General features: G+C 73.6%; 17 protein-coding genes. 8 read left to right on the top strand and 9 right to left on the bottom strand.

Going from position 1 to position 19,060, the window contains the following annotated elements:
* Positions 1-12: 12 nt before the first annotated feature.
* Entirely contained in the window at positions 13-792 is a 780-nt protein-coding gene (locus LZ495_RS10605) for an SDR family NAD(P)-dependent oxidoreductase (protein ID WP_235051819.1), read from the bottom strand.
* A 208-nt stretch (positions 793-1,000) separates the two neighbouring features.
* Here LZ495_RS10605 and LZ495_RS10600 point away from each other — a divergent pair, with 208 nt between their 5' ends.
* Both LZ495_RS10600 and LZ495_RS10595 read left to right on the top strand, forming a co-directional pair.
* Positions 1,001-1,561, top strand: a complete 561-nt coding sequence (locus tag LZ495_RS10600) for a TetR/AcrR family transcriptional regulator (protein WP_235051818.1) — start codon at positions 1,001-1,003, stop codon at positions 1,559-1,561.
* A 303-nt stretch (positions 1,562-1,864) separates the two neighbouring features.
* Entirely contained in the window at positions 1,865-3,451 is a 1,587-nt protein-coding gene (locus tag LZ495_RS10595; protein WP_235051954.1) for an MFS transporter, read from the top strand.
* 18 nt (positions 3,452-3,469) lie between these two features.
* Here the strand turns inward: LZ495_RS10595 and LZ495_RS10590 are convergent, their stop codons facing one another.
* Complete coding sequence (locus LZ495_RS10590; protein ID WP_235051817.1) at positions 3,470-3,934, bottom strand: HIT family protein; 465 nt, start codon at positions 3,932-3,934, stop codon at positions 3,470-3,472.
* 178 nt (positions 3,935-4,112) lie between these two features.
* Here LZ495_RS10590 and LZ495_RS10585 point away from each other — a divergent pair, with 178 nt between their 5' ends.
* A complete protein-coding gene (locus tag LZ495_RS10585; RefSeq protein ID WP_235051816.1) occupies positions 4,113-6,272 on the top strand; it encodes a heavy metal translocating P-type ATPase in 2,160 nt (719 codons plus the stop codon).
* 293 nt (positions 6,273-6,565) lie between these two features.
* Entirely contained in the window at positions 6,566-7,048 is a 483-nt protein-coding gene (locus LZ495_RS10580; protein ID WP_235051815.1) for a hypothetical protein, read from the top strand.
* Positions 7,049-7,184: 136 nt separating this feature from the next.
* Here the strand turns inward: LZ495_RS10580 and LZ495_RS10575 are convergent, their stop codons facing one another.
* Positions 7,185-7,640, bottom strand: coding sequence for an RpiB/LacA/LacB family sugar-phosphate isomerase (locus tag LZ495_RS10575; protein ID WP_235051814.1), 456 nt, complete (start codon positions 7,638-7,640; stop codon positions 7,185-7,187).
* 71 nt (positions 7,641-7,711) lie between these two features.
* Between LZ495_RS10575 and LZ495_RS10570 the strand changes: the two genes are divergently transcribed.
* Complete coding sequence (locus tag LZ495_RS10570; RefSeq protein WP_235051813.1) at positions 7,712-8,629, top strand: helix-turn-helix domain-containing protein; 918 nt, start codon at positions 7,712-7,714, stop codon at positions 8,627-8,629.
* Positions 8,630-8,694: 65 nt separating this feature from the next.
* Here LZ495_RS10570 and LZ495_RS10565 read toward each other — a convergent pair whose 3' ends face one another.
* Positions 8,695-9,144 (bottom strand): iron chaperone, encoded by a 450-nt coding sequence (locus tag LZ495_RS10565; RefSeq protein ID WP_235051812.1) that lies wholly within the window; start codon positions 9,142-9,144, stop codon positions 8,695-8,697.
* Between the two features lie 377 nt (positions 9,145-9,521).
* Positions 9,522-10,364 (bottom strand): metallophosphoesterase, encoded by an 843-nt coding sequence (locus LZ495_RS10560; protein WP_235051811.1) that lies wholly within the window; start codon positions 10,362-10,364, stop codon positions 9,522-9,524.
* Positions 10,365-10,500: 136 nt separating this feature from the next.
* On the opposite strand from LZ495_RS10560, the gene LZ495_RS10555 reads away from it, so the two are divergent.
* Positions 10,501-11,019 carry a GNAT family N-acetyltransferase gene (locus LZ495_RS10555; RefSeq protein ID WP_235051810.1) on the top strand — a complete coding sequence of 173 codons (519 nt, stop codon included), beginning with the start codon at positions 10,501-10,503 and terminating at the stop codon, positions 11,017-11,019.
* 34 nt (positions 11,020-11,053) lie between these two features.
* On the opposite strand, the gene LZ495_RS10550 is transcribed toward LZ495_RS10555, so the two are convergent.
* The 4 genes from LZ495_RS10550 to LZ495_RS10535 form a co-directional block, all read right to left on the bottom strand.
* A complete protein-coding gene (locus LZ495_RS10550) occupies positions 11,054-12,784 on the bottom strand; it encodes an acyl-CoA dehydrogenase family protein (protein WP_235051809.1) in 1,731 nt (576 codons plus the stop codon).
* A complete protein-coding gene (locus LZ495_RS10545; protein WP_235051953.1) occupies positions 12,781-14,007 on the bottom strand; it encodes an amidohydrolase family protein in 1,227 nt (408 codons plus the stop codon). Before LZ495_RS10545 ends, LZ495_RS10550 begins: the two co-directional genes overlap by 4 nt.
* Before the next feature lie 27 nt (positions 14,008-14,034).
* Positions 14,035-14,784 carry a hypothetical protein gene (locus LZ495_RS10540; protein ID WP_235051808.1) on the bottom strand — a complete coding sequence of 250 codons (750 nt, stop codon included), beginning with the start codon at positions 14,782-14,784 and terminating at the stop codon, positions 14,035-14,037.
* 68 nt (positions 14,785-14,852) lie between these two features.
* Positions 14,853-16,325 (bottom strand): aldehyde dehydrogenase family protein, encoded by a 1,473-nt coding sequence (locus tag LZ495_RS10535; RefSeq protein ID WP_235051807.1) that lies wholly within the window; start codon positions 16,323-16,325, stop codon positions 14,853-14,855.
* Positions 16,326-16,537: 212 nt separating this feature from the next.
* Here LZ495_RS10535 and LZ495_RS10530 point away from each other — a divergent pair, with 212 nt between their 5' ends.
* Both LZ495_RS10530 and LZ495_RS10525 read left to right on the top strand, forming a co-directional pair.
* Positions 16,538-17,386, top strand: coding sequence for an enoyl-CoA hydratase/isomerase family protein (locus LZ495_RS10530; protein WP_235051806.1), 849 nt, complete (start codon positions 16,538-16,540; stop codon positions 17,384-17,386).
* Entirely contained in the window at positions 17,383-18,978 is a 1,596-nt protein-coding gene (locus LZ495_RS10525; RefSeq protein ID WP_235051805.1) for a thiamine pyrophosphate-binding protein, read from the top strand. Before LZ495_RS10530 ends, LZ495_RS10525 begins: the two co-directional genes overlap by 4 nt.
* The last annotated feature ends 82 nt before the right edge of the window (positions 18,979-19,060 follow it).

Here is a 19,060-nt window from a genome sequence, read left to right as displayed (position 1 = left end):
GGGTGGCGCCGGTCAGTGGACGGTCAGGCCGCCGTCCGCGCTGATGACCTGGCCGGTGATGTAGCTGCCCGCGTCGGAGGCCAGCAGCAGGGCCGGGCCGACCATTTCCTCGGGGGTGGCCATGCGGGCCATCGGGGACGACTTCTCCATGGACGCGACGACCTCGGGCGTGTTGTTGCGGACCATGTCGGTGTCGACGGTGCCCGGGGCCAGCGCGTTGACGCGGATGTTCTCCTTGGCCAGCGCACCCGCGGCGGACCGGGTGAAGGCCAGCAGGCCGGACTTCGCCGAGGCGTACAGCGACGTCGGCTCCGAGCGCAGGAAGACCCCGGCGCTGATCACGTTGATGACGGACGCGCCGACCGTGCTGCGGCGCAGGTGCGGCAGGGCGTACTGGGTCAGGAAGACCGGGCCGCGCAGGTTGACCTGGAAGGACTTGTCCCACGCCTCGGGCGTGTAGTGCCCGATGGGCAGCGTCAGCGGGTTGGCCGCGTTGTTGACCACGATGTCGATGCCGCCGAAGTGCTCCGCGGTGCGGTCCACCAGGGTCTGCAGCTGGTCGAGTTCGCCCATGTGGGTGGGCACCGCGAGGGCCTGGCCGCCGGCCGCCTCGATGTCCTTGACCGCCGCTTCGCACGAGTCGGCCTTGCGGCTGGCGACGACCACCTTGGCGCCGCGGGCCGCGAAGCCCTTGGCGATGGCCAGGCCGATGCCGCGGCTGCCGCCGGTCACGATCGCCACGCGCCCGGTCAGGTCGAACGGGTCGCGTGCGGTGGTCGGGTTCTCGGACATCGGGCCTCCGTGCCTGCGTCGCTGGGTACAGCTAGAGAAAACCGGTTTTACTAGAGAAGGTCAAGTTCTTGGTACCAGTCGGGAGCGCGCACCGGAAGCCCCTGCGGCAGGCGGAGAGCAGGGCGGCGGCTGGCCGCATGACAGGGCGCACGGCGGAAGCCGAATAATTCATGAGACATAACTGTCTCACTTGAGGTATCTTCGGATCATGTCCACCGACCGCGAACACGTCCTCCGCGAAGCCGCCCGCCACCTCAACCGGCGTCCCGCGGCCTCGATGGACGAGATCGCCCGCGCCGCCGGCATCAGCCGGGCCACCCTGCACCGCATGTACCCGGGGCGGGACGCACTGGCCCTGGCGCTGGGCAGCCGCGCGCTGGAGCAGGTCTCCGCGGCCGTCGACGCGGCCCGGCTCGACGAAGGCGATGCGGCCGCCGCGCTGCGCCGCATGGTCGACGAGCTGATGCCGATCGCCGAGTTCCTCGGGTTCCTCTACGGCGAGAACGCGCTGGTGGACAACCCCGAGATCGATGCGGCCTGGGAAGCCGTCGACAGCCGGGTGACCGCGGTCGTCCGGCGCGGCCAGCAGGACGGCTCGCTGCGCATCGACCTGCCCGCCCAGTGGATCTCCGAGGCGGCGTTCTCGCTGGCCGTGGGCGCCGGCTGGTCGGTCCGCGACGGGCGGCTCGCCCGCCGCGACGCACCGCGGGTGGTGGCCGAACTGCTGATCGGCGGCGTCCGACGAGGACCGGACCCGGCCGTGAGCTAGCGCCACTGCCCGGGCGCATCGGGACGACACCGCGACGGGACGACACCGCAACGCGAACGGCCGCACCAGGGCTCCGCCTCCGATGCCGCTTCCGTGCCGCGGCGACCGTTCGGTCCCGACCGACTCCTTTGCCGTACCCGAGATCTTTTGCCGTACCCGAGATTTGAGCCGCTCTGCGGCACCCGCGGTACCTGCCGCACCCGACTTCTGCGACTCCTCGGACTCGCCGACTCACCGCTACTGCACCGACTTGGATCTGCTGTGAACAGCTCGCCTGCCACCACCGCCAACCCGGGTTCCCATATCAAGGGCCCCGGCCCCGCCTCAGCCCCCGCGGCCGCCTCCGGTGCGCCGCACCCCGGCCGGTGGGTCGCCCTCACCGTGCTGACGCTGGCCGTCCTGCTGGTCGCGATCGACGCGACCGTGCTGGGACTGGCCGTCCCGTTCCTCAGCGCCGACCTGCAGCCCTCGGGTGCGCAGCTGCTGTGGATCGGCGACGCCTATTCGTTCGTCATCGCCGGCCTGCTGGTGTCGATGGGCACCCTGGGCGACCGGCTCGGCCGCAAGAAGCTGCTGCTGTGGGGCTCGGCCGCGTTCGGTGCACTGTCGCTGGCCGCCGCCTATGCGCCGAGTGCCGAGGCGCTGATCGCCGCGCGTGCCGCGATGGGTGTGGCCGGTGCGACGCTGATGCCGTCCACGCTGGCGCTGATCCGCAACCTGTTCCCGGACCCGCGCGAGCGCAGCTTCGCGATCGGCATCTGGGGTGCCATGTCGATGGCCGGTGCCGCGGTCGGCCCGGTGGTCGGCGGACTGCTCCTGGAGCACTTCTGGTGGGGCTCGGTCTTCCTCATCAACCTCCCGGTGATGCTGCTGCTGATCGTCATCGGCATCAAGGTGCTGCCCGAGTCGAAGAACCCGAACCCCGGCCCGTGGGACGTGCCGAGCGCGCTGCTCTCGCTGGTCGGCATGATCGCCGTCGTGTACGCGGTCAAGGAGGCCGCCGCGTACGGCCTGCGCTGGGACGTCGTGGCGACCGGCACGGCCGGCGTGGCCGCGCTCGTGTGGTTCACGCGCCGCCAGTTCGCGCTGCGCGTCCCGCTGCTGGACATGCGCCTGTTCGCGAACCGGAACTTCTCCGGTGCGGTACTGGCCGACCTGCTGACCGTCTTCGGGCTGTCCGGCGTGGTGTTCTTCCTGTCCCAGTACTTCCAGCTGGTGCAGGGCCGTTCGCCGCTGGAGGCCGGTCTCGCCGAGCTGCCCGCGACGGTCGGCGCGGTCTTCACCGGTCTGGCCGCCGGCCTGGTCGCGCGCCGCGTGTCGCCGCGGTTCGCGGTGGCACTCGGCCTGGCCGCGGTCGGTCTGGCGCTCGGCGCGCTGGTCACCCTGGACTCCGGTACCCCGTACCCGGTCATCGGTGCCGCGCTGCTGTTCGTCGGCCTGGGCGCCGGCCTGTCGTTCACGGTGACCGCCGACCTGATCATGTCGAGCGCACCGAAGGAGAACGCCGGCGCCGCCTCGGCGATCTCGGAGACCGCGTACGAACTGGGCGCCGCGCTGGGCATCGCCCTGCTCGGCTCGGTGATCACCGGCGTGTACCGGGGCCACCTCGCCATACCCGAGGGCGTCGACGGCGCCGCGGCGCACGCCGCGAACGACTCGTTCGCGGGTGCGGTCGACGCGGCCGGGCACCTGCCCGAGCCGATGGGCGCGGCGCTGGCCGGCTCGGCGCAGGACGCGTTCCTGGACGGCCTGCAGCTCGCCGCCGGCGCCGGTGCCGCGGTGCTGCTGGCCGCGGCCGCCGCGGCCTGGTTCATGCTCCGCGGCTCGCGGCTCGCCGGCGACGCCGGGGACGGGGACGGGGACGCCGCGGACGAGTTCGGCCACCACTGACCGGAGAAGCGGCGGCCGTCAGCGCAGCAGTGCGCGGACGGCCGCCGCTTCGCGTTCCACCTGCTCGTCCGGCAGGTCCGGGACGGCCTGCCCGAGCGGGAACGGCCGCCCCGGCGCCGGGTCCTCGCGATAGCGCGGCACCAGGTGGGTGTGCAGGTGCGGGAGCGAGTTGCCGAGCGTCTCGTAGTTCATCTTGAGCGGCCGGTAGTACGCGATGAGCCCGCGCGCCACGGCGAGCACATCCGCCCAGTAGGCCGCGGCCTCGTCGTCGGTCAGCTCGGTCGGCTCGGTCACATGGCGGCCCCGCCAGACCACCAGGCTGTACCCGGGCCGCACGTCGGCGCGCTGCAGGTAGGCGTCGGTGTGCTTGCCGGCCCGGAGCAGGACCCCGTACGGGGTGCGCTCCGGGCGCCCCTGCTCGCACATCGGGCAGCCGATGCCCTGGACCAGCCGGTCCCAGTCGGCAGGCCAGTCGTCCGCCATGGCCGTCCCCCCTCCGGTCGGGGCGGCTCCGCGCCCGTGGCGCGCGGGAGTCCGCCCTCAGGGTGTGCTCCTCCCCCGCCGGGCGGCCCGGGACTCCCCTTCTTCCGGTCCCGGTCCGGGACGACAACTCGTCGGCTTTTTCCGGATAGCCGACCGGTTGTGCGGGCATCGGGAGCGGATGACACACGCCGGACACGCCTCGCCTCCCGACGGGCCCGGACCGCACGAGCCTGAGGCGCACGAGGTGCACGAGCCGCACGGGGACCACCTGGGCCGCGTGCAGCATGCGGACGACGACGGCCGGGCCGACCACGCGGGGCACGCCGGGCACGACGGCCATGCAGGCCACGCGGGCCACGCGGGCCACGCCGACATGTTCCGGCGGCTCTTCTGGCAGTGCCTGATCCTGTCCGTCCCGGTCGTGTGGCTCAGCATGGGCTTCGCCGACCTGCTCGGCTACCGCGTCCCGTCGTTCCCCGGCTCGACCTGGGTGCCGCCGGTCCTCGGCACCGCGGTCTACCTGTACGGCGGGCAGCCGTTCCTGTCCGGCGCGCGCGGCGAGCTCGCCGCGCGGCGGCCCGGCATGATGACGCTGATCGCGATGGCCATCACCGTGGCGTTCGCCGCGTCCTGGGCGGCCAGCCTCGAGATCGCCTCGCACGAGCTGGACTTCTGGTGGGAACTGGCCCTGCTGGTCGACATCATGCTGCTCGGCCACTGGCTGGAGATGCGCGCCCTGGGCGCCGCGTCCGGGGCCCTGGAGGCGCTCGCCGAGCTGCTGCCCGACACCGCGGAGCGCGTCGCGGCGGACGGCTCGGTGGCGGAGGTCCCCATCGCCGACCTCGTGCCCGGCGACACGGTCCTGGTCCGGGCCGGCGCGCGGGTGCCCGCGGACGGGAAGGTCGCCGAGGGTTCCGCCGAGTTCGACGAGTCGCTGGTCACCGGCGAGTCCAAGCCCGCCCGTCGGAGCGCCGGGGACTCCGTGGTGGCCGGCACCGTGCTGGTCGACAACGCCGTCCGCGTGGTGGTGACGGCGACCGGCGAGGACACCCAGCTCGCCGGGATCCGCCGCATGGTCGCGGATGCCCAGCGGTCCAAGTCCCGCGCCCAGGCGCTCGCCGACCGGGCCGCCGCACTGCTGTTCTACTACGCGGTCGGCGCGGCGCTGATCACGGTCGTGGTCTGGTCGCTCCTCGGCGACGCCGCGGCCGCGGTCGAGCGCACCGTCACGGTCCTGGTCATCGCCTGCCCGCACGCCCTCGGCCTGGCGATCCCGCTGGTCATCGCGATCTCCACAGAGATCTCGGCGCGGCAGGGCATCCTCGTCAAGGACCGCATCGCGCTGGAGCGCATGCGCGACGTGCAAACCGTTCTCTTCGACAAGACCGGCACCCTGACCCGCGGCGCCCCTGCGGTCACCGCGCAGCGCACCGCGGACGGCTGGGCGCCCGGCGAGGCCCTCGCGCTGGCCGCCGCGGCGGAACGCGACAGCGGGCACCCGCTCGCCCAGGCCGTGGTCCGGGCCGCGGCGGCCGCCCCCGCCGGCCCGGCGGACCTCCCCGCGGCCCGGGACTTCCGTACCGAGGACGGCATCGGCATCCGCGCCGACGTGGCCGGCCGCGACGTGCGCGTCGGCGGCCCCGGCCTGCTCCGCGATGCGGACCTGAGCCCGGCCGACGACCTGGCCGAGGCGGCCCGCCTGTGGTCGCGGCACGGCGCCACCGTGCTGTACGTGGTGGTGGACGGCGAACTCGCGGGCGCCCTGGCCCTGGAGGACGAGGTCCGGCCCGAGTCGTACGAGGCGGTCGCCGAACTCCACGGCGAGCACGTGCGCGCCGCGATGATCACCGGCGACGCCCGGCCGGTCGCCGAATGGGTGGCCGGGCAACTGGGCGTCGAAGAGGTCTACGCCGAGGTCCTGCCGCGCGACAAGGACGCCAAGGTCGCCGCGCTGCAGCGGCGCGGCCGCCGGGTCGCGATGGTCGGCGACGGCGTCAACGACGCCCCCGCACTGGCCCGTGCCGACGTGGGCATCGCCATCGGCGCGGGCACCGACGTCGCGGTGCAGTCCGCGGGCATCGTGCTGGCCTCCGACGACCCGCGGGCCGTGGTCGGCATCCGCAAGCTGTCCCAGGCCGTGTACCGCAAGATGCTGCAGAACCTGCTGTGGGCCGCGGGCTACAACCTGGTCACCGTGCCCATCGCCGCGGGCGCGCTGGCCTGGGCCGGCATCGACATGCCGATGGAGCTGGCGGCGATCCTGATGAGCCTGTCGACCGTCGTGGTCGCCCTCAACGCCCAGTTGCTGCGCCGCCTGGACCTCCGCCCGGGTGCGTGAGCCGGCGGCGTAGCGGCCCGCGGTGGAATCAATGTCGCGAAGCAATTGCCGGCGGCCATCGCGAAACTGTCGCAATCGCGGTCGTTTCGATCTTGAGGACCGGCGGAGGCATGGCTAACTTGACCACTACCTCGCCATAGTCGGCACCCGCAGCGCTTCGGGTGACCGTATGCCGTCCGCGGGCCGCCGGCGAGGACCTGCTCCTGCCTTCCGATGGGCTCCTTTTCGATGGGCACCACAGGCCGTCGCCGGCCGGGTGGCCGACGACGGCAAGGCCCGAAAAGGGAGCAGCCATGCGTTACATGAAGACCAAGCTCCTGTTTCTGGGTGCGGGTGCACTCGCCATCCCGCTGACGGCCACGGCACCGGCCATCGGCAGCGGCCTGCACTTCTACCAGAACCAGACTCCGGTGATCAGCGTCAACGGGAACACCGTGAACGCGACCGGCCAGGTCGCGGGCGCCGGTACATCCATCGTCGCCGACCTGACCGTGAACTACACCTTCCCGGTCTCGTGCTTCAACCCGGGCAAGTCCGCCGGACCGGTCCCCGGACAGTCGGGCAGCGGCAGCGTGACCACACCGCCGCAGGTCATCCAGGCCGTGCACGGCAACGCGAGCTTCAACATCTCGGCGACGATCACCCCGACCGCGCCGAACAAGGCCTGCCCGAACAAGTCGTGGGTCGCGACCGTCGGTCCGGTGACCGTCACCAGTGCCACCGTCGAGATCAACAGCAGCAACGGAGGATTCCTCACCTACACCAAGACGTTCTGACCGGTGCGCAGTTCCCTGCAGGCACCGACCATGCGCCCCCTTCCCGGCGAAGTCCGGGGCCGGGGGCGCGCGTCTGCGGCCCGGCGACCTGACCCCAGCAGCGTCCTGGCCCGGCAGCGTCAGGACGCGGGCGGCGTCAGGATGCGGGCGGCGCGTCGGCGATGCCGGCGACGTGGGCGACGTTCTCCTGATCGACCGGGTCCTCGCTTGGGGCGCCCGCGAACCAGGCGTCCAGCATCTCCACCAGGAGCGGTTCGGAGGTCAGCCGCAGGCTGAGCGCGAGCACGTTCGCGTCCGCCCACTTGCGGGCGCCGTCGGCCATCACCGCGTCGGTGCACAGCGCGGCGCGCACGCCCGACACCTTGTTCGCCGCGATGGACGCGCCCGCGCCCGTCCAGCAGGCCACCACCGCTTGGTCGGCGCGGCCCTCGGCGACCGCGCGGGCCGCCGCCTCGGAGCACCACGCCCAGTCGGCGCGCTGACCGGGGGCGAGCGCGCCGTACAGCTCGACCTCGTGGCCGCGCCGGGCGAGTTCCGCGCCGATCAGTTCCGCCACGCCCGCGACCTCGTCGGCCGACACCGCGAACCGCATGTCCCGCTCCCCAAGTTCCGCCGGGCGGTTCGGGACCGCCCGTGTCACCCCACGGTGCCACACTTGTCAGCATGGCCACGGCCCCGACTCTCCCGACCGCGTACGCACCGGCGGTGCCCGGTGTGCCGCCGCTCCTGGACGTGGTGCGGCACGAGTCGGCGCCGGGTTCGTGGGAGATGGCCCGGCGGACCGCGCACCCCGCACTGGTCGGGCTGCTGTCCGGCTACTGCGGCTACCGCGAGGACTTCACCGCGCCGGTCCGGCGCCGCGAGGTCGCCGCACCCGGCATCGTGCTGATCATCAGCTTCGGCGACCCGATCCGGCTGGCCTCCCGGCCCGGCGTCGACGCACCCGGCGAGACGGTGTCGTTCGTCGCGGGGCTGCACAACGGGCCCACCCTGACCGAGCACGCGGGCGTGCAGGCCGGGGTGCAGGTCGACCTCACGCCGCTGGGCGCGTACACGCTCCTCGGTCTGCCGATGAGCGAGATCGCGGACCGCATCGTGCCGTTCGAGGCGCTGGCCGGCGCCGCACCGGGGCTGGGCGCCGACCTGCCGCAGCGCCTCGCGTACGCGCCCGGGGGGGCGGCCGGGTGCGCGGTGCTGGACGCTTGGGGGGGGCGGCGGCTCGCGGCCGGGCCCGTGCCGCGACCGGAGGTGGCGCGCTCCTGGGACCTGCTGGCCGCGTCCGCGGGGCGGGTCGGCGTCGCCGAACTCGCTGCGGAGACCGGCTGGAGCCGCCGGCACCTGACCGCGCGGTTCCGCGAACAGGTCGGCCTGCCGCCGAAGTCGGTCGGCAAGCTGATGCGCTTCCGGAAGGCCGTGCGGCTCCTCGGCGCCCCCGGCGGCACGGAGCTGGCGGTGCTCGCCGACGCCTGCGGCTACTACGACCAGGCCCATCTGAACCGGGACTTCCGCGAACTCGCCGGCTGCTCCCCCACCGCCTACCTGGCACACGTACGCCCGGACGGCGGCGGCGTGGCCGGCTGACCGCACGGACCGGGCGGGCCGGACCGGGGCCGGTCCGGCCCGCGGGTACGTACGGGTACCGCGGGTCAGGCGACCGACTGCTTCACGAGCGCGGCGATGCGCTTCTCCACCTCGGGGGTCACCTCGGTCAGCCCGAACGCGGTCGGCCACATGGTGCCGTCGTCCAGCTTCGCGGTGTCGTTGAAGCCGAAGGTGGCGTACCGGGCCTTGAACTTCTCCGCGCTCTGGAAGAAGCACACGACCTTGCCGTCCAGCGCGTACGCGGGCATGCCGTACCAGAGCTTGGGGGCCAGCTCGGGCGCGTGCTCCTTGACGATCGCGTGGATGCGCTCGGCCATCACGCGGTCGGATTCCTGCATCTCGGCGATCTTCGCGACCACGTCGCGCTCCGCCTCGGCGGCCTTGTCGGCCTTGGAGGCGCGGCGGGCGGCCTTCTTGCCCTCCTGTGCGTGCTCCTTCATCGCGGCGCGTTCCTCGGCCGTGAATCCTTCGTACGTGCCTTCGCCGGTGCTCATGCCAGAAGTCCCCTTCGCGGGCGTGGTTCGTCCGGGTGCTGTTTCGAGCGCTTGCTTGAATCCGGACCCTAACCCGGCCTGCCCGGCCGGCGTGGGACCTTCGGCGCAACATCCGCGACCCACCCGGCGGTTGCGGTGTCCGCCCGGATTTCCGCACACGGGGTTCCCATTCGTCCAAGACCCTGTCCAAAAAGCGCGGGAACCTGGGGCCATGAGAACGCGCCGGGACGCTCAGGGGGCTGCGTCGAGCAAGAGGTCGAGCAGGAGGTCGAGCAGGAGTACGCAGGCCGTGCCGCGGCCGCCCGTCCTGCCGCCGTGGCGGCCGGCGTCCCGCTTCTGCGGGTGACCGGCCCCGGCGGCAGTCCGGGCGACGGGGCTCAGTGCTCGTTGGCGGCCAGGTACTTGTCGACCTTCGCGCGCTCGTAGTGGTACACCCGCTCCACCGGGCCGACCGGCACGAACGTGGCCGTCGCGCAGTCCTCGTACAGGTCCACACGTGTGTACCCGACCCCGGTGACGCCCTGGTACGTGCCGGCCGGCGGGAACACGTCCGCGCGGTACGCCACCGCAGGGGCGGACCACACCGGCACCCCGGCCAGCACGCCGCACGTCGCGTGGTGGTTGTGCCCGGTCAGGATGATCTTGACGTCGGTGCCCGCGACCACGCGCCCGAGCTCCTCGGGCGCCTTGAGCGAGAGCCGCTCCAGGAACGCCAGCGGCGTCGGGATCGGCGGGTGGTGCAGGGCCAGCACGGTCCCGGCCGGGGCGGGCTCGGCCAGCACCGCGCGCAGCCACTCCAGCTGGTCACCGGTCAGTGCGCCGCCGTGGCTGCCCGGCGTGGTGCTGTCCAGCACCACCACGCGCACGTCCCCGGCCTGGTGCACGAAGTCGTGCTCGATACCGCTCGGGTCGGTCTCCAGCAGGCCTTCGCGGAACGCCTCGCGGTTGTCGTGGTTGCCCATGCCGTACACCGCCGGGGCGCCGATCCGCGCCGCGGCGGGCTCGACCAGCGCACGCAGCCGGCGGTACGCCCGCACGTCGCCGGTGTCCGCGAGGTCGCCGGTGAACAGCAGCGCCACCGGGTCCATGTCCGCCTCCTCGACGGCCTCCAGCGCGTGGCGCATCTGCGCGAGGGTGTCGAGGGTCCCCATCAGCAGCTCGTTCTCGGGCACGATGTGCACGTCGCTGAACTGCACGAGGGTGTGGCGGGGGATGCGCACGGGCGGTCCTCACTCGGACGGGTCCGGACTGGGCCCCCCGAGTCCAGCCGCAATGTCTGACGAGGTCAAGAGTCGCACTATGCGTCCGCGCGGTCCCCGCCGGAAATTCGCTTGAGCGCCGGGTTACCGTTCCCGAATGGACTACATCGCCCTCGGCTACCAGCACCCCGACGTCCGCAAGCTCTGCGACGAGGTGCAGCAGATCTACGTCGAGCGCTACGGCAGCCCCGACGAGACGCTGGTCGACGAGTCCGACTTCGACCCGCCCACCGGGCTGTTCCTGGTCCGCTACGAGGACGGCCGCGCACTGGCCTGCGGCGGCTGGCGCAAGGCCGACTACCCGGACGAGCCCGGGCTGAGCGCGTCCGACGCCGAGATCAAGCGCATGTACGTCCGCCCCGAGGCCCGCGGCCGCGGCCTGGCCCGCGCGATGCTCGCCGAGCTCGAGTCCCGCGCCGCGGCAGCCGGCCAGACCCGCATGATCCTGGAGACCGGCGACCGGCAGCAGGAAGCCATCGCGCTGTACCGCTCGTGCGGCTACGTCGACCTCCCCAAGTTCGGCTACTACCGGGACAGCCCGGCGAGCATCTGCATGGCCAAGCCGCTGCCCGGCCACTCCCCCGCGTCCCCCGCGTCCGCGGACACGAAGGACTGATACCGGGTCGCGTGGGCCGCCGCGCTCCCGCCCGTCAGGCGAGGCCTTCGCGCGCCCAGCGCGCGCGGCGCGCAAGACCGATCGCGACGGGCCCGTAGTCGGCGCGGCGCGCGGCCGCCCACGCGGCCCGGTAGCAGTCCCCGAGACCGGACTCGGCCAAGTAACCGTGCCCGCCGCAGAGTTCCACGGCGTCCTCGACGACCCGCAGGCACAGCCGGCCGGCCTGTGCCTCCGCAGCCGCGGCCGCCTCCACCGGGTCCCGGGCAAAGGCGCCGACGCCGTCGAGCAGGCGCCGGGCGGCATCGAGGTCGCCGTACATGTCGGCGAGGCGCCGCCGCACGACAGGCAGGCGCGCCAGGGTGGTGCCGTAGGCGGCCCGGGCTTGCACGTATGCGACGGTGTGCGCCAGCGCCTGCGCCGCCGCGCGGACCGCACTCCGGGAGAGCGCAGCCGGGCCGCCGTCCTTCTCCCGGCCGTCGCCGACTTCGCCGTCGATGTCGGTGTCGGTGTCGGTGTCGGTGTCGGTGTCGAGGATCGGCGCGGCCGAGCGGCGCTCGCCCAGCACATACGCCGCGATCGCCTCCCGGTGCAGGTCGTTGGCGCCGACGCTGACCGGCCCGTCCAGGCGCAGCACCGCCTCCGCGGCGAACCGCGCCTCCCACGGGCCCGGCGGGTCCGCCGCGTCCTCCGCGTCCTCTGCGGCGCACGGCTCGGCGCAGGCCACCGCCGCGGCGTCCCGGGCGACGTCCTTGAGGAGTTCGGTGAGCCGGACCTTGGCCAGCAGCGCCGCCACCGGCTCGGGCCGCCCGCCCGGCGCCGCCGCGACCGACGCCAGCGCGGTCGCGCGGCCCGCGTACAGCCGCGCCCACAGCTCGCCGATCCGCTCGCGCACCAGCGGATCCGCCTCGACCAGGGCGGCCCCCGACGCCGCCATCGGGACCCCGCCGTACCGGTCGGTCAGGTCGGCCGCGATGCGGTGCGCCCACCCGAGCTGGAACATCCCGCCGTGCTCGGCGCGCACCGCGCGGGCCGCCTGCCGCCGCCCCGCACCGTCCTCCCCCAGCAGTTCGGCCGCGGCGCCCTCGAACACCACCTCGTCCAGGGCGTACCCGGCGATGGTCGGCACGCCGCGGACCGCGACACCGCGCCGCGGGCCGCGCAGGTTGACCACGAACATCGAGATCCCGGCCGGGGTCCGCGCGACCGTCAGGCACCGGTCGGCCTTCGCGGCCCCGGTGACCAGCGCCTTCGTCCCGGACAGCCGCCACACCCCGTCCTCGTCCCGCCGGGCCCGAGCCGCGAGGCCATTGAACACGTCGTTCCCGGAAGAGAGTTCGGTGTACGCACAGCACCACGTCTCGGTGCCGGCCAGCATCCCGGGCAGCAGTTCGGCGCGCTGCGCCGCGGTGCCGTACGCGATCACCGGGGCGGACGCGAGCACCACGCCGGTGTCGACGAGCGGCGCGTGGTGCCAGGCCGCCTCGTACGCGAACGCCGCCGCCCACGCGGGCGGCCGGCCCGCGCCGCCGGCGTCGGCGGGCAGCGAGACGCCCAGCCAGCCCAGGCGGCCGGCCCGGGCCAGCAGCCGGCGTTCGAACTTCTCGTCCAGCCCGGTGCGGTCCGCCGGATCGCGGTGCCCGGCCGTGCGGTCCGCGGCCATCGCCCGGGTCAGCTCCGCGCACACCTGCTGCCGGAACTCCTCCGCGGCCGCGTCCAGGCCCAGGTCCAGCGGCACATGCGGCGGTGCGGGCGTCGCGGGGATCACCGCGCCCCCGCACGCGGTCCGGCGGGTTCCGGTTCCGGCTCCGGCAGGTCCAGGCCGAGCAGCCGGATCGCGTTGCCGCGGGCGAGCTTGTGCACCGACTCCGGGCTCAAATGCCCGAACTGCTCCTCGGCGGCCTTGCGCGAATGCGGCCACGTGCCGTCCTGGTGCGGATAGTCGGTCTCGAACGCGACGTTGTCCTCGCCGACCCGGTGCAGCAGTTCCACGCCGACCGCGTCCTTGAAGAAGCACGAGAACATCTGCCGGTGGTAGTACGTCGACGGCGGCTCCGGGCACAGCGACTGGCTGCCGGACCAGCCGCGGTGCGTGCTCCACACGTCGTCGATGCGGTCCAGCAGATACGGGATCCACCCGATCTGCGCCTCGGCGAACAGCAGCTGCAGCCGCGGCCGCCGGTGCAGCACCCCGGAGAACATCCAGTCGGCCATCGACGCCACCGAGTTCCCGAAGATGATCGTCGACGCGACCGCATCCGGGCCGTCCGGGGACGCCTGCGGCGTCTTGGTGCCCGACCCGATGTGCATCGACAGGACCGTGCCGGTCTCCTCGCACGCCTCGAACAAAGGCTCCCAGTAGCCGGAGTAGATACTCGGCAGGCCCAGATACGTCGGCAGTTCGCTGAACGCCACCGCCCGCACCCCGCGCGCCGCATTGCGCCGTACCTCGGCCGCCGCCAACTCGGCGTCCCACAAAGGGATCAGGCACAGCGGGATCAACCGCCCGCCCGAAGTGCCGCACCACTCCTCGACCATCCAGTCGTTGTACGCGCGCACGCACAGCAGCGCCAGCTCGCGGTCCTTGCCGCCCAGGAACAACTGCCCGCAGAACCGCGGGTAGTTCGGGAAGCACATCTGCGCCTGCACATGGTTCGCATCCATGTCGGCAAGCCGCTCCGCGGTACGCCAGCACCCCGGCCGCATCTCGTCGTACGTGATGCCGGTCATCGTGATCTCGTCCGCCGGGTACCCGGCCGCGGCGATCAGGCGCTTCACCGAGTAGTAGTGGTCCTCGTAATGCCACCACGCGACATCGGGCCCCTCGGTGCCCGGCGCCTCGCGGTACGTGCCGCCGGTGAGCACCGGCACGCTCCCCGGCAGCAGTTCGATGCGCGGCCCCGCATCCCGGTACCGCGCGGGCAGCCGCGACGACCACACATCCGGCGGCTCCACGACATGCGCGTCCAGATCGACCAGCCACGGGATCATCTCGGTCACTCCTCGCTCAGTCGGCGGTCATTCGTCGGTCCAGTCGGTGCGGTCTTCACGGCGCGGCTGGCGGCCGGTGCGCGGCGGGGACAGCGGGGCGTCCACGAGCAGGAACCGGTGGAAGTCCTCGACCAGGCCCAGGCGGCGGCTGCGCCACTTGAGGAGCGCGGCATCGGTGGACGCAGCGGCCTCCGCGGCACCCCACTGCTCCCACGCCGGGATGCGCCACAGCAGGAACGCCTCGTCGTCGTTGCGCATCGCGGTGGTGAACCCGCCGACCAGCTCCCAGCCGTGCGCGGCGTACGCGGGCGCGGCCTCGTCCCGGGCCCGCTCCAGGTAGTCGGCGGCCGTGCCCGGGGCGACCGTGACCTGCTCGTGCGCCCAGCAGTCCGGGGCCCCGGAGTGCGCGGCGGTCAGCTGCCCGATGGTCGGCGTCCAGGATGCGGGGACGAGGACGCGGTCGGTGCCGCCGCTGCGCAGCGCGGCCGCGGCGGACCACCAGCGGGCCAGCTTGGGGTCCTGGAGGCTCGCATGGCCCAGCTCGTGCCGGAAGGACCGGGCCAGCCCGGCGAAGCCGTCCTCTTCCCACAGGTTGACGACCTGCGGCCAGCCGCGGGTGGTGCCGACCACACCCCACACGCCGTAGCACTGCTGGTTGCGCTCGTCCTGCGCGATGGGGCTCCAGTTCGCGGTCATGTGGTGCATGTACGCGGCGCGGTTGTGGCCGATGATGTCGACGAACTCGTGGATGTAGACCTTGTCGTTGGCTTCGGTCACAGGGCGGGTCTCCGTACGCGGCTCGGGGGCGGACAGGTGCGGGGGCGGCGGTCGGCGACGCGGGCGGGTCAGGCGAGGTACACGTTCTTCCAGGACACGAACTCGCGGAGGCCCTCGGCGCCGCCCTCGCGGCCGTGGCCGCTGCCGCGGCGGCCGCCGAACGGCGCGGACGCCGGCAGCGCGGCGAACCCGTTGACCGACACGTACCCGGCGTCCAAGGCGGCCGCCACGCGGTGCGCGCGGGCCACATCGCGGGTGAACACGTAGCCGGCGAGGCCGTACCCGGTGGCATTGGCCAGGTCCAGGGCGTGCGCCTCGTCCCGGAACGGCCATGCGCACAGCACCGGCCCGAACACCTCGCAGCGGGCGATCTCCGCGTCGTGGTCCGGCTGTTCGACCAGGCACGGGTGCACGAAATGGCCGGCCTCGAGGTCCCCGGTGCCGGCCGCGCCGCCGGTGACGCGCACCGCGCCGGCGTCCTTGGCAGCCGCGTCGATCATGGCGAGGACGCGGGTGCGGGCCGCAGCCGAGATGAGCGGGCCGACCGCGGTCGCCGGGTCCAGCGGGTCCCCGACGGGCAGCGCGGCGACGGTCCGCGCGACCGTGTCCAGGAACGGCGCGTACACGTCCTCGTGCACGTACAGCCGGGTCGGGAACACGCACCCCTGCCCGGCCATCGACATCGGCAGCGCGGCGGCGAACCGCGCCGCCGCCTCGAGGTCGGCGTCCGGAAAGACCAAGTTGGCCGACTTGCCGCCGAGTTCGAGGAGCATCGGAGTGGTGTGCGCGGCCGCCGCCCGGGCCACGGCCTGCCCCGCGGCCGACCCGCCGGTGAAAGTGATCTTGTCGATGCCGGGATGCCCGGCCAGGTACGCCCCCGCCTCCGCATCCCCCGGCAGCACCTGCAGCAGACCGGGCGGCAGCCCCGCCTCCAAGGCCAACTCCCCCAGCAGCAAAGCCGAGAACGGCGCCAGTTCGCTCGGCTTGGCGACCACCGCGCACCCCGCGGCCAGCGCCGGAGCCGCCTTGCGGGCCAGCGCCGACACACCGCCGTTCCACGTGGTCAGCGCCGCCACCACACCGACCGGCTCCGGCAGCGTGTAGTCGAACGCCGCCTCCGGGAAGACCGGGACGACCCGGCCCTCCAGCTTGTCCGCGTACCCCGCGTAGTACGCAAGGTAGTCCGCAGCCCGCGCGGGCAGCGCCTGCGCCGTCGCCGCCGGGACGGCCGCCTCCAGCGTCAGCAGCGCGGCGAACCGCCCCGCATCGCGCCGGACCAGGCCGGCCAGCCGCAGCAGCGCGTCCCGCCGCAGATCCACCCGCGTCGCCCGCCAAACCCGCTGCGCCGCGCGGGCGGCCGCGACCGCCTCGTCCACATCCTCCGGCCCGGCGATCGCCACCTGCGCCTGCACGCGCCCGGTCGCCGGGTTCACATGCGGCGCGGCGCGCCCAAGTCCGGTACGCGGCCCGTCGCCGGCCACCGCTCCGTACGCGGGCAGATAGGCCCCGGCAAGCCGGGCGTGCTGGGCAAAGCGGATCACACGCAGTCCTTCCGGCACTTCCGGCGATTCCTGGCGGCCAAGCGCCATCATCATAATGATTACAAGATGAGGATGATAGGCTCACGCCGCCGGAAGCCCGAGCGAGCACGGCACCGCCCACGGCCCGGCAGGCACGCGCGACGAAAGCCCCCGAACCGGAGCAGGCGGACGCAGCGCCACCCCCGCCGCTCCCCTGCCCCAGGGAGACCGGCATGGCCGACGGCGACCACTACGGCTTCACCCACCTGCGCACCGAACTACGCGGCCGCATCCTCACGGTGACGCTGGACCGCCCGGCCCGCCGCAACGCGATCAGCCCCGAGATGCACGCCGAATTCACCCCGCTCTTCCGCCGCATCGCCACCGACGACCACGTCGACGTCGTCCTCCTCACCGGCGCCGGCGGCAAAGCCTTCTGCGTCGGCGCCGACTTCGCCGGCATGGACGCCAAACTCGCCACCGGCTACCCGGACGGCAACCCCGAACTCCTCGAAGGATCCGCCGCCCTGGTCCGCGCCCAACTCGCCATACCGCAGCCCGTCATCGCCGCCATCAACGGCGACGCACTCGGCCTCGGCGCCACCCTCGCCCTCTTCTGCGACGTCACCTTCCTCGCCGACACCGCCCGCATCGGCGACCCCCACGTCAACGCCGGCCTCGTCGCCGGCGACGGCGGCGCCATCCTGTGGCCCCTCCTCCTCGGCCTCAACCGCGGCAAGGAATACCTCATGACCGGCGACATGATGACCGCCGACGAAGCCCTCCGCTTCGGCCTCGTCAACCACGTCTGCCCCGCCGAAGACGTCCTCGCCCAGGCCACCGCACTCGCCGAACGCCTCGCCCGCGGACCCCAGATCGCCCTGCGCTTCAACAAACGCCTCGCCAACGCCGAACTCGACGACCGCGTCGGCAGGCTCCTCGACACCTCACTCGCCCTCGAAGCCCTCACCTTCACCACCGCCGACCACCGCGAAGCCGTCACCGCATTCCTGGAACGCCGCACCCCCCGCTTCGGCAGCACCGCCGCCACCGCCCCTGCGACGCCCGGGGAAACCGCATGACCCTCATGACCGGCGCCCAAGCCCTCGCCGCCCAACTCCACCGCGAAGGCGTCACCCGCCTCTTCGGCCTCCCCGGCGACCAGATCATGCACCTCCTCGACGCCCTCCACGACGAACCCGGCATCGCCTTCACCACCACCCGCCACGAACAGGCCACCACCTACATGGCCGACGGCTACGCCCGCATCAGCGGCCGCGAAGGCTGCGCCCTCGTCGTCCCCGGCATCGGCCTCTACAACGCCGGCGCCGGACTCGCCACCGCCTACGCCGCCTCCTCGCCCGTCCTGCTCCTCGCCGGGCAGATCCCCCGCGACGCCATCGACCGCGGCACCGGCGCCCTCCACGAAATCCACCGCCAACTCGACATCGTCGCCCCCGTCGCCGGCCACACCCAAGGCATCCGGCACGCCGCCGACGTCCCCGCCGCCGTGCACCGCGCCTTCGCCGCCCTGCGCACCGGACGCCCCCGCCCCGCCGTCCTCGACATCCCGCCCGAAGCCCTCGCCGAAAAAGCCGACGTCACCCTCCTCGACGCCGCCGAACCCCGCCGCACCGCCCCCGACCCCGACGCCGTCCGCGCCGCCGCCGCACTCCTCCGCAACGCCGAACGCCCCCTCCTGTGGGCCGGCGGCGGCGCCGTCACCGCAGGCGCCCACGCCGCACTCACCGCCATCGCCGAACACCTCCAGACCCCCATCGTCACCACCCGCGAAGGCAAAGGCGCCGTCGACGACCGCCACCCCCTCAGCGTCGGCACCATGTGGTTCAACCCCCGCCTCCGCCCCGTCCTCGACGACGCCGACGCCGTCCTCGCCATCGGCACCCGCTTCACCGGATCCGGCATCGCCCCGCACATCCCCCTCGTGCACATCGACGCCGACCCCACCGAATTCGACCGGCAGCACACCGCCGCCGTCGCCGTCGCCGCGGACGCCGCACTCGCCGCCGAAGCCCTCCTCGCCGAACTCCGCCGCACCTGCCCGCCCCGGCCCTCCCGCACCGCCGAGACCCAGGCCATGCGCACCACCGTCGACCGCCAACTCGCCGCCATCGGACCCCAGGCCGCCATCGTCGACACCCTGCGCGCCACCCTCCCCGACGACGCCGTCCTCATCCCCTGCACCACGACCGTCGGCTACATGTGCCACATGCGCTACCCCGTGCACACCCCGCGCGGCTACCTCGCCACCTCGTACATGGGCACCCTCGGATTCGCCTTCCCCACCGGCCTCGGCGCCAAGGCCGCCCGCCCCGACCTGCCCGTCGTCACCGTCAACGGCGACGGCGGATTCCTCTTCGCCGCCGCCGAGTTGGCCACCGCCGTGCAATACGGCATCAACACCGTCAACATCGTCTTCGACGACGGCGCCTACGGAAACTCCAACCGCGACCAGCGCGAACGCTTCGGCGGCCGGGAGATCGGCACCACCCTCCACAACCCCGACTGGGCCCGCCTCGCCCGCTCCTTCGGCGCCTACGGCCTCGCCGTCGGCTCCCCCGCCGACCTCGGCCCCGCCCTCCGCGACGCACTCGCCGCAGACCGCCCGACGGTGATCAGCGTGCCGATCCCGCGACTGCCCAGCCCCTTCTGAGGAGGAACGGCAGCCCGCAGCCGACACCTTGGGGCCGCGGGTGAGGGGCGCGGCAGGCAATGGCCACCCCCTGTGGCGTGCC

This window comes from Yinghuangia soli (assembly GCF_021502675.1).
Classification (GTDB): Bacteria; Actinomycetota; Actinomycetes; order Streptomycetales; family Streptomycetaceae; genus Yinghuangia; species Yinghuangia soli.
The sequence above is the reverse complement of the archived record's forward strand: the minus strand, read 5'-3'. Positions and strand labels throughout refer to the sequence as shown.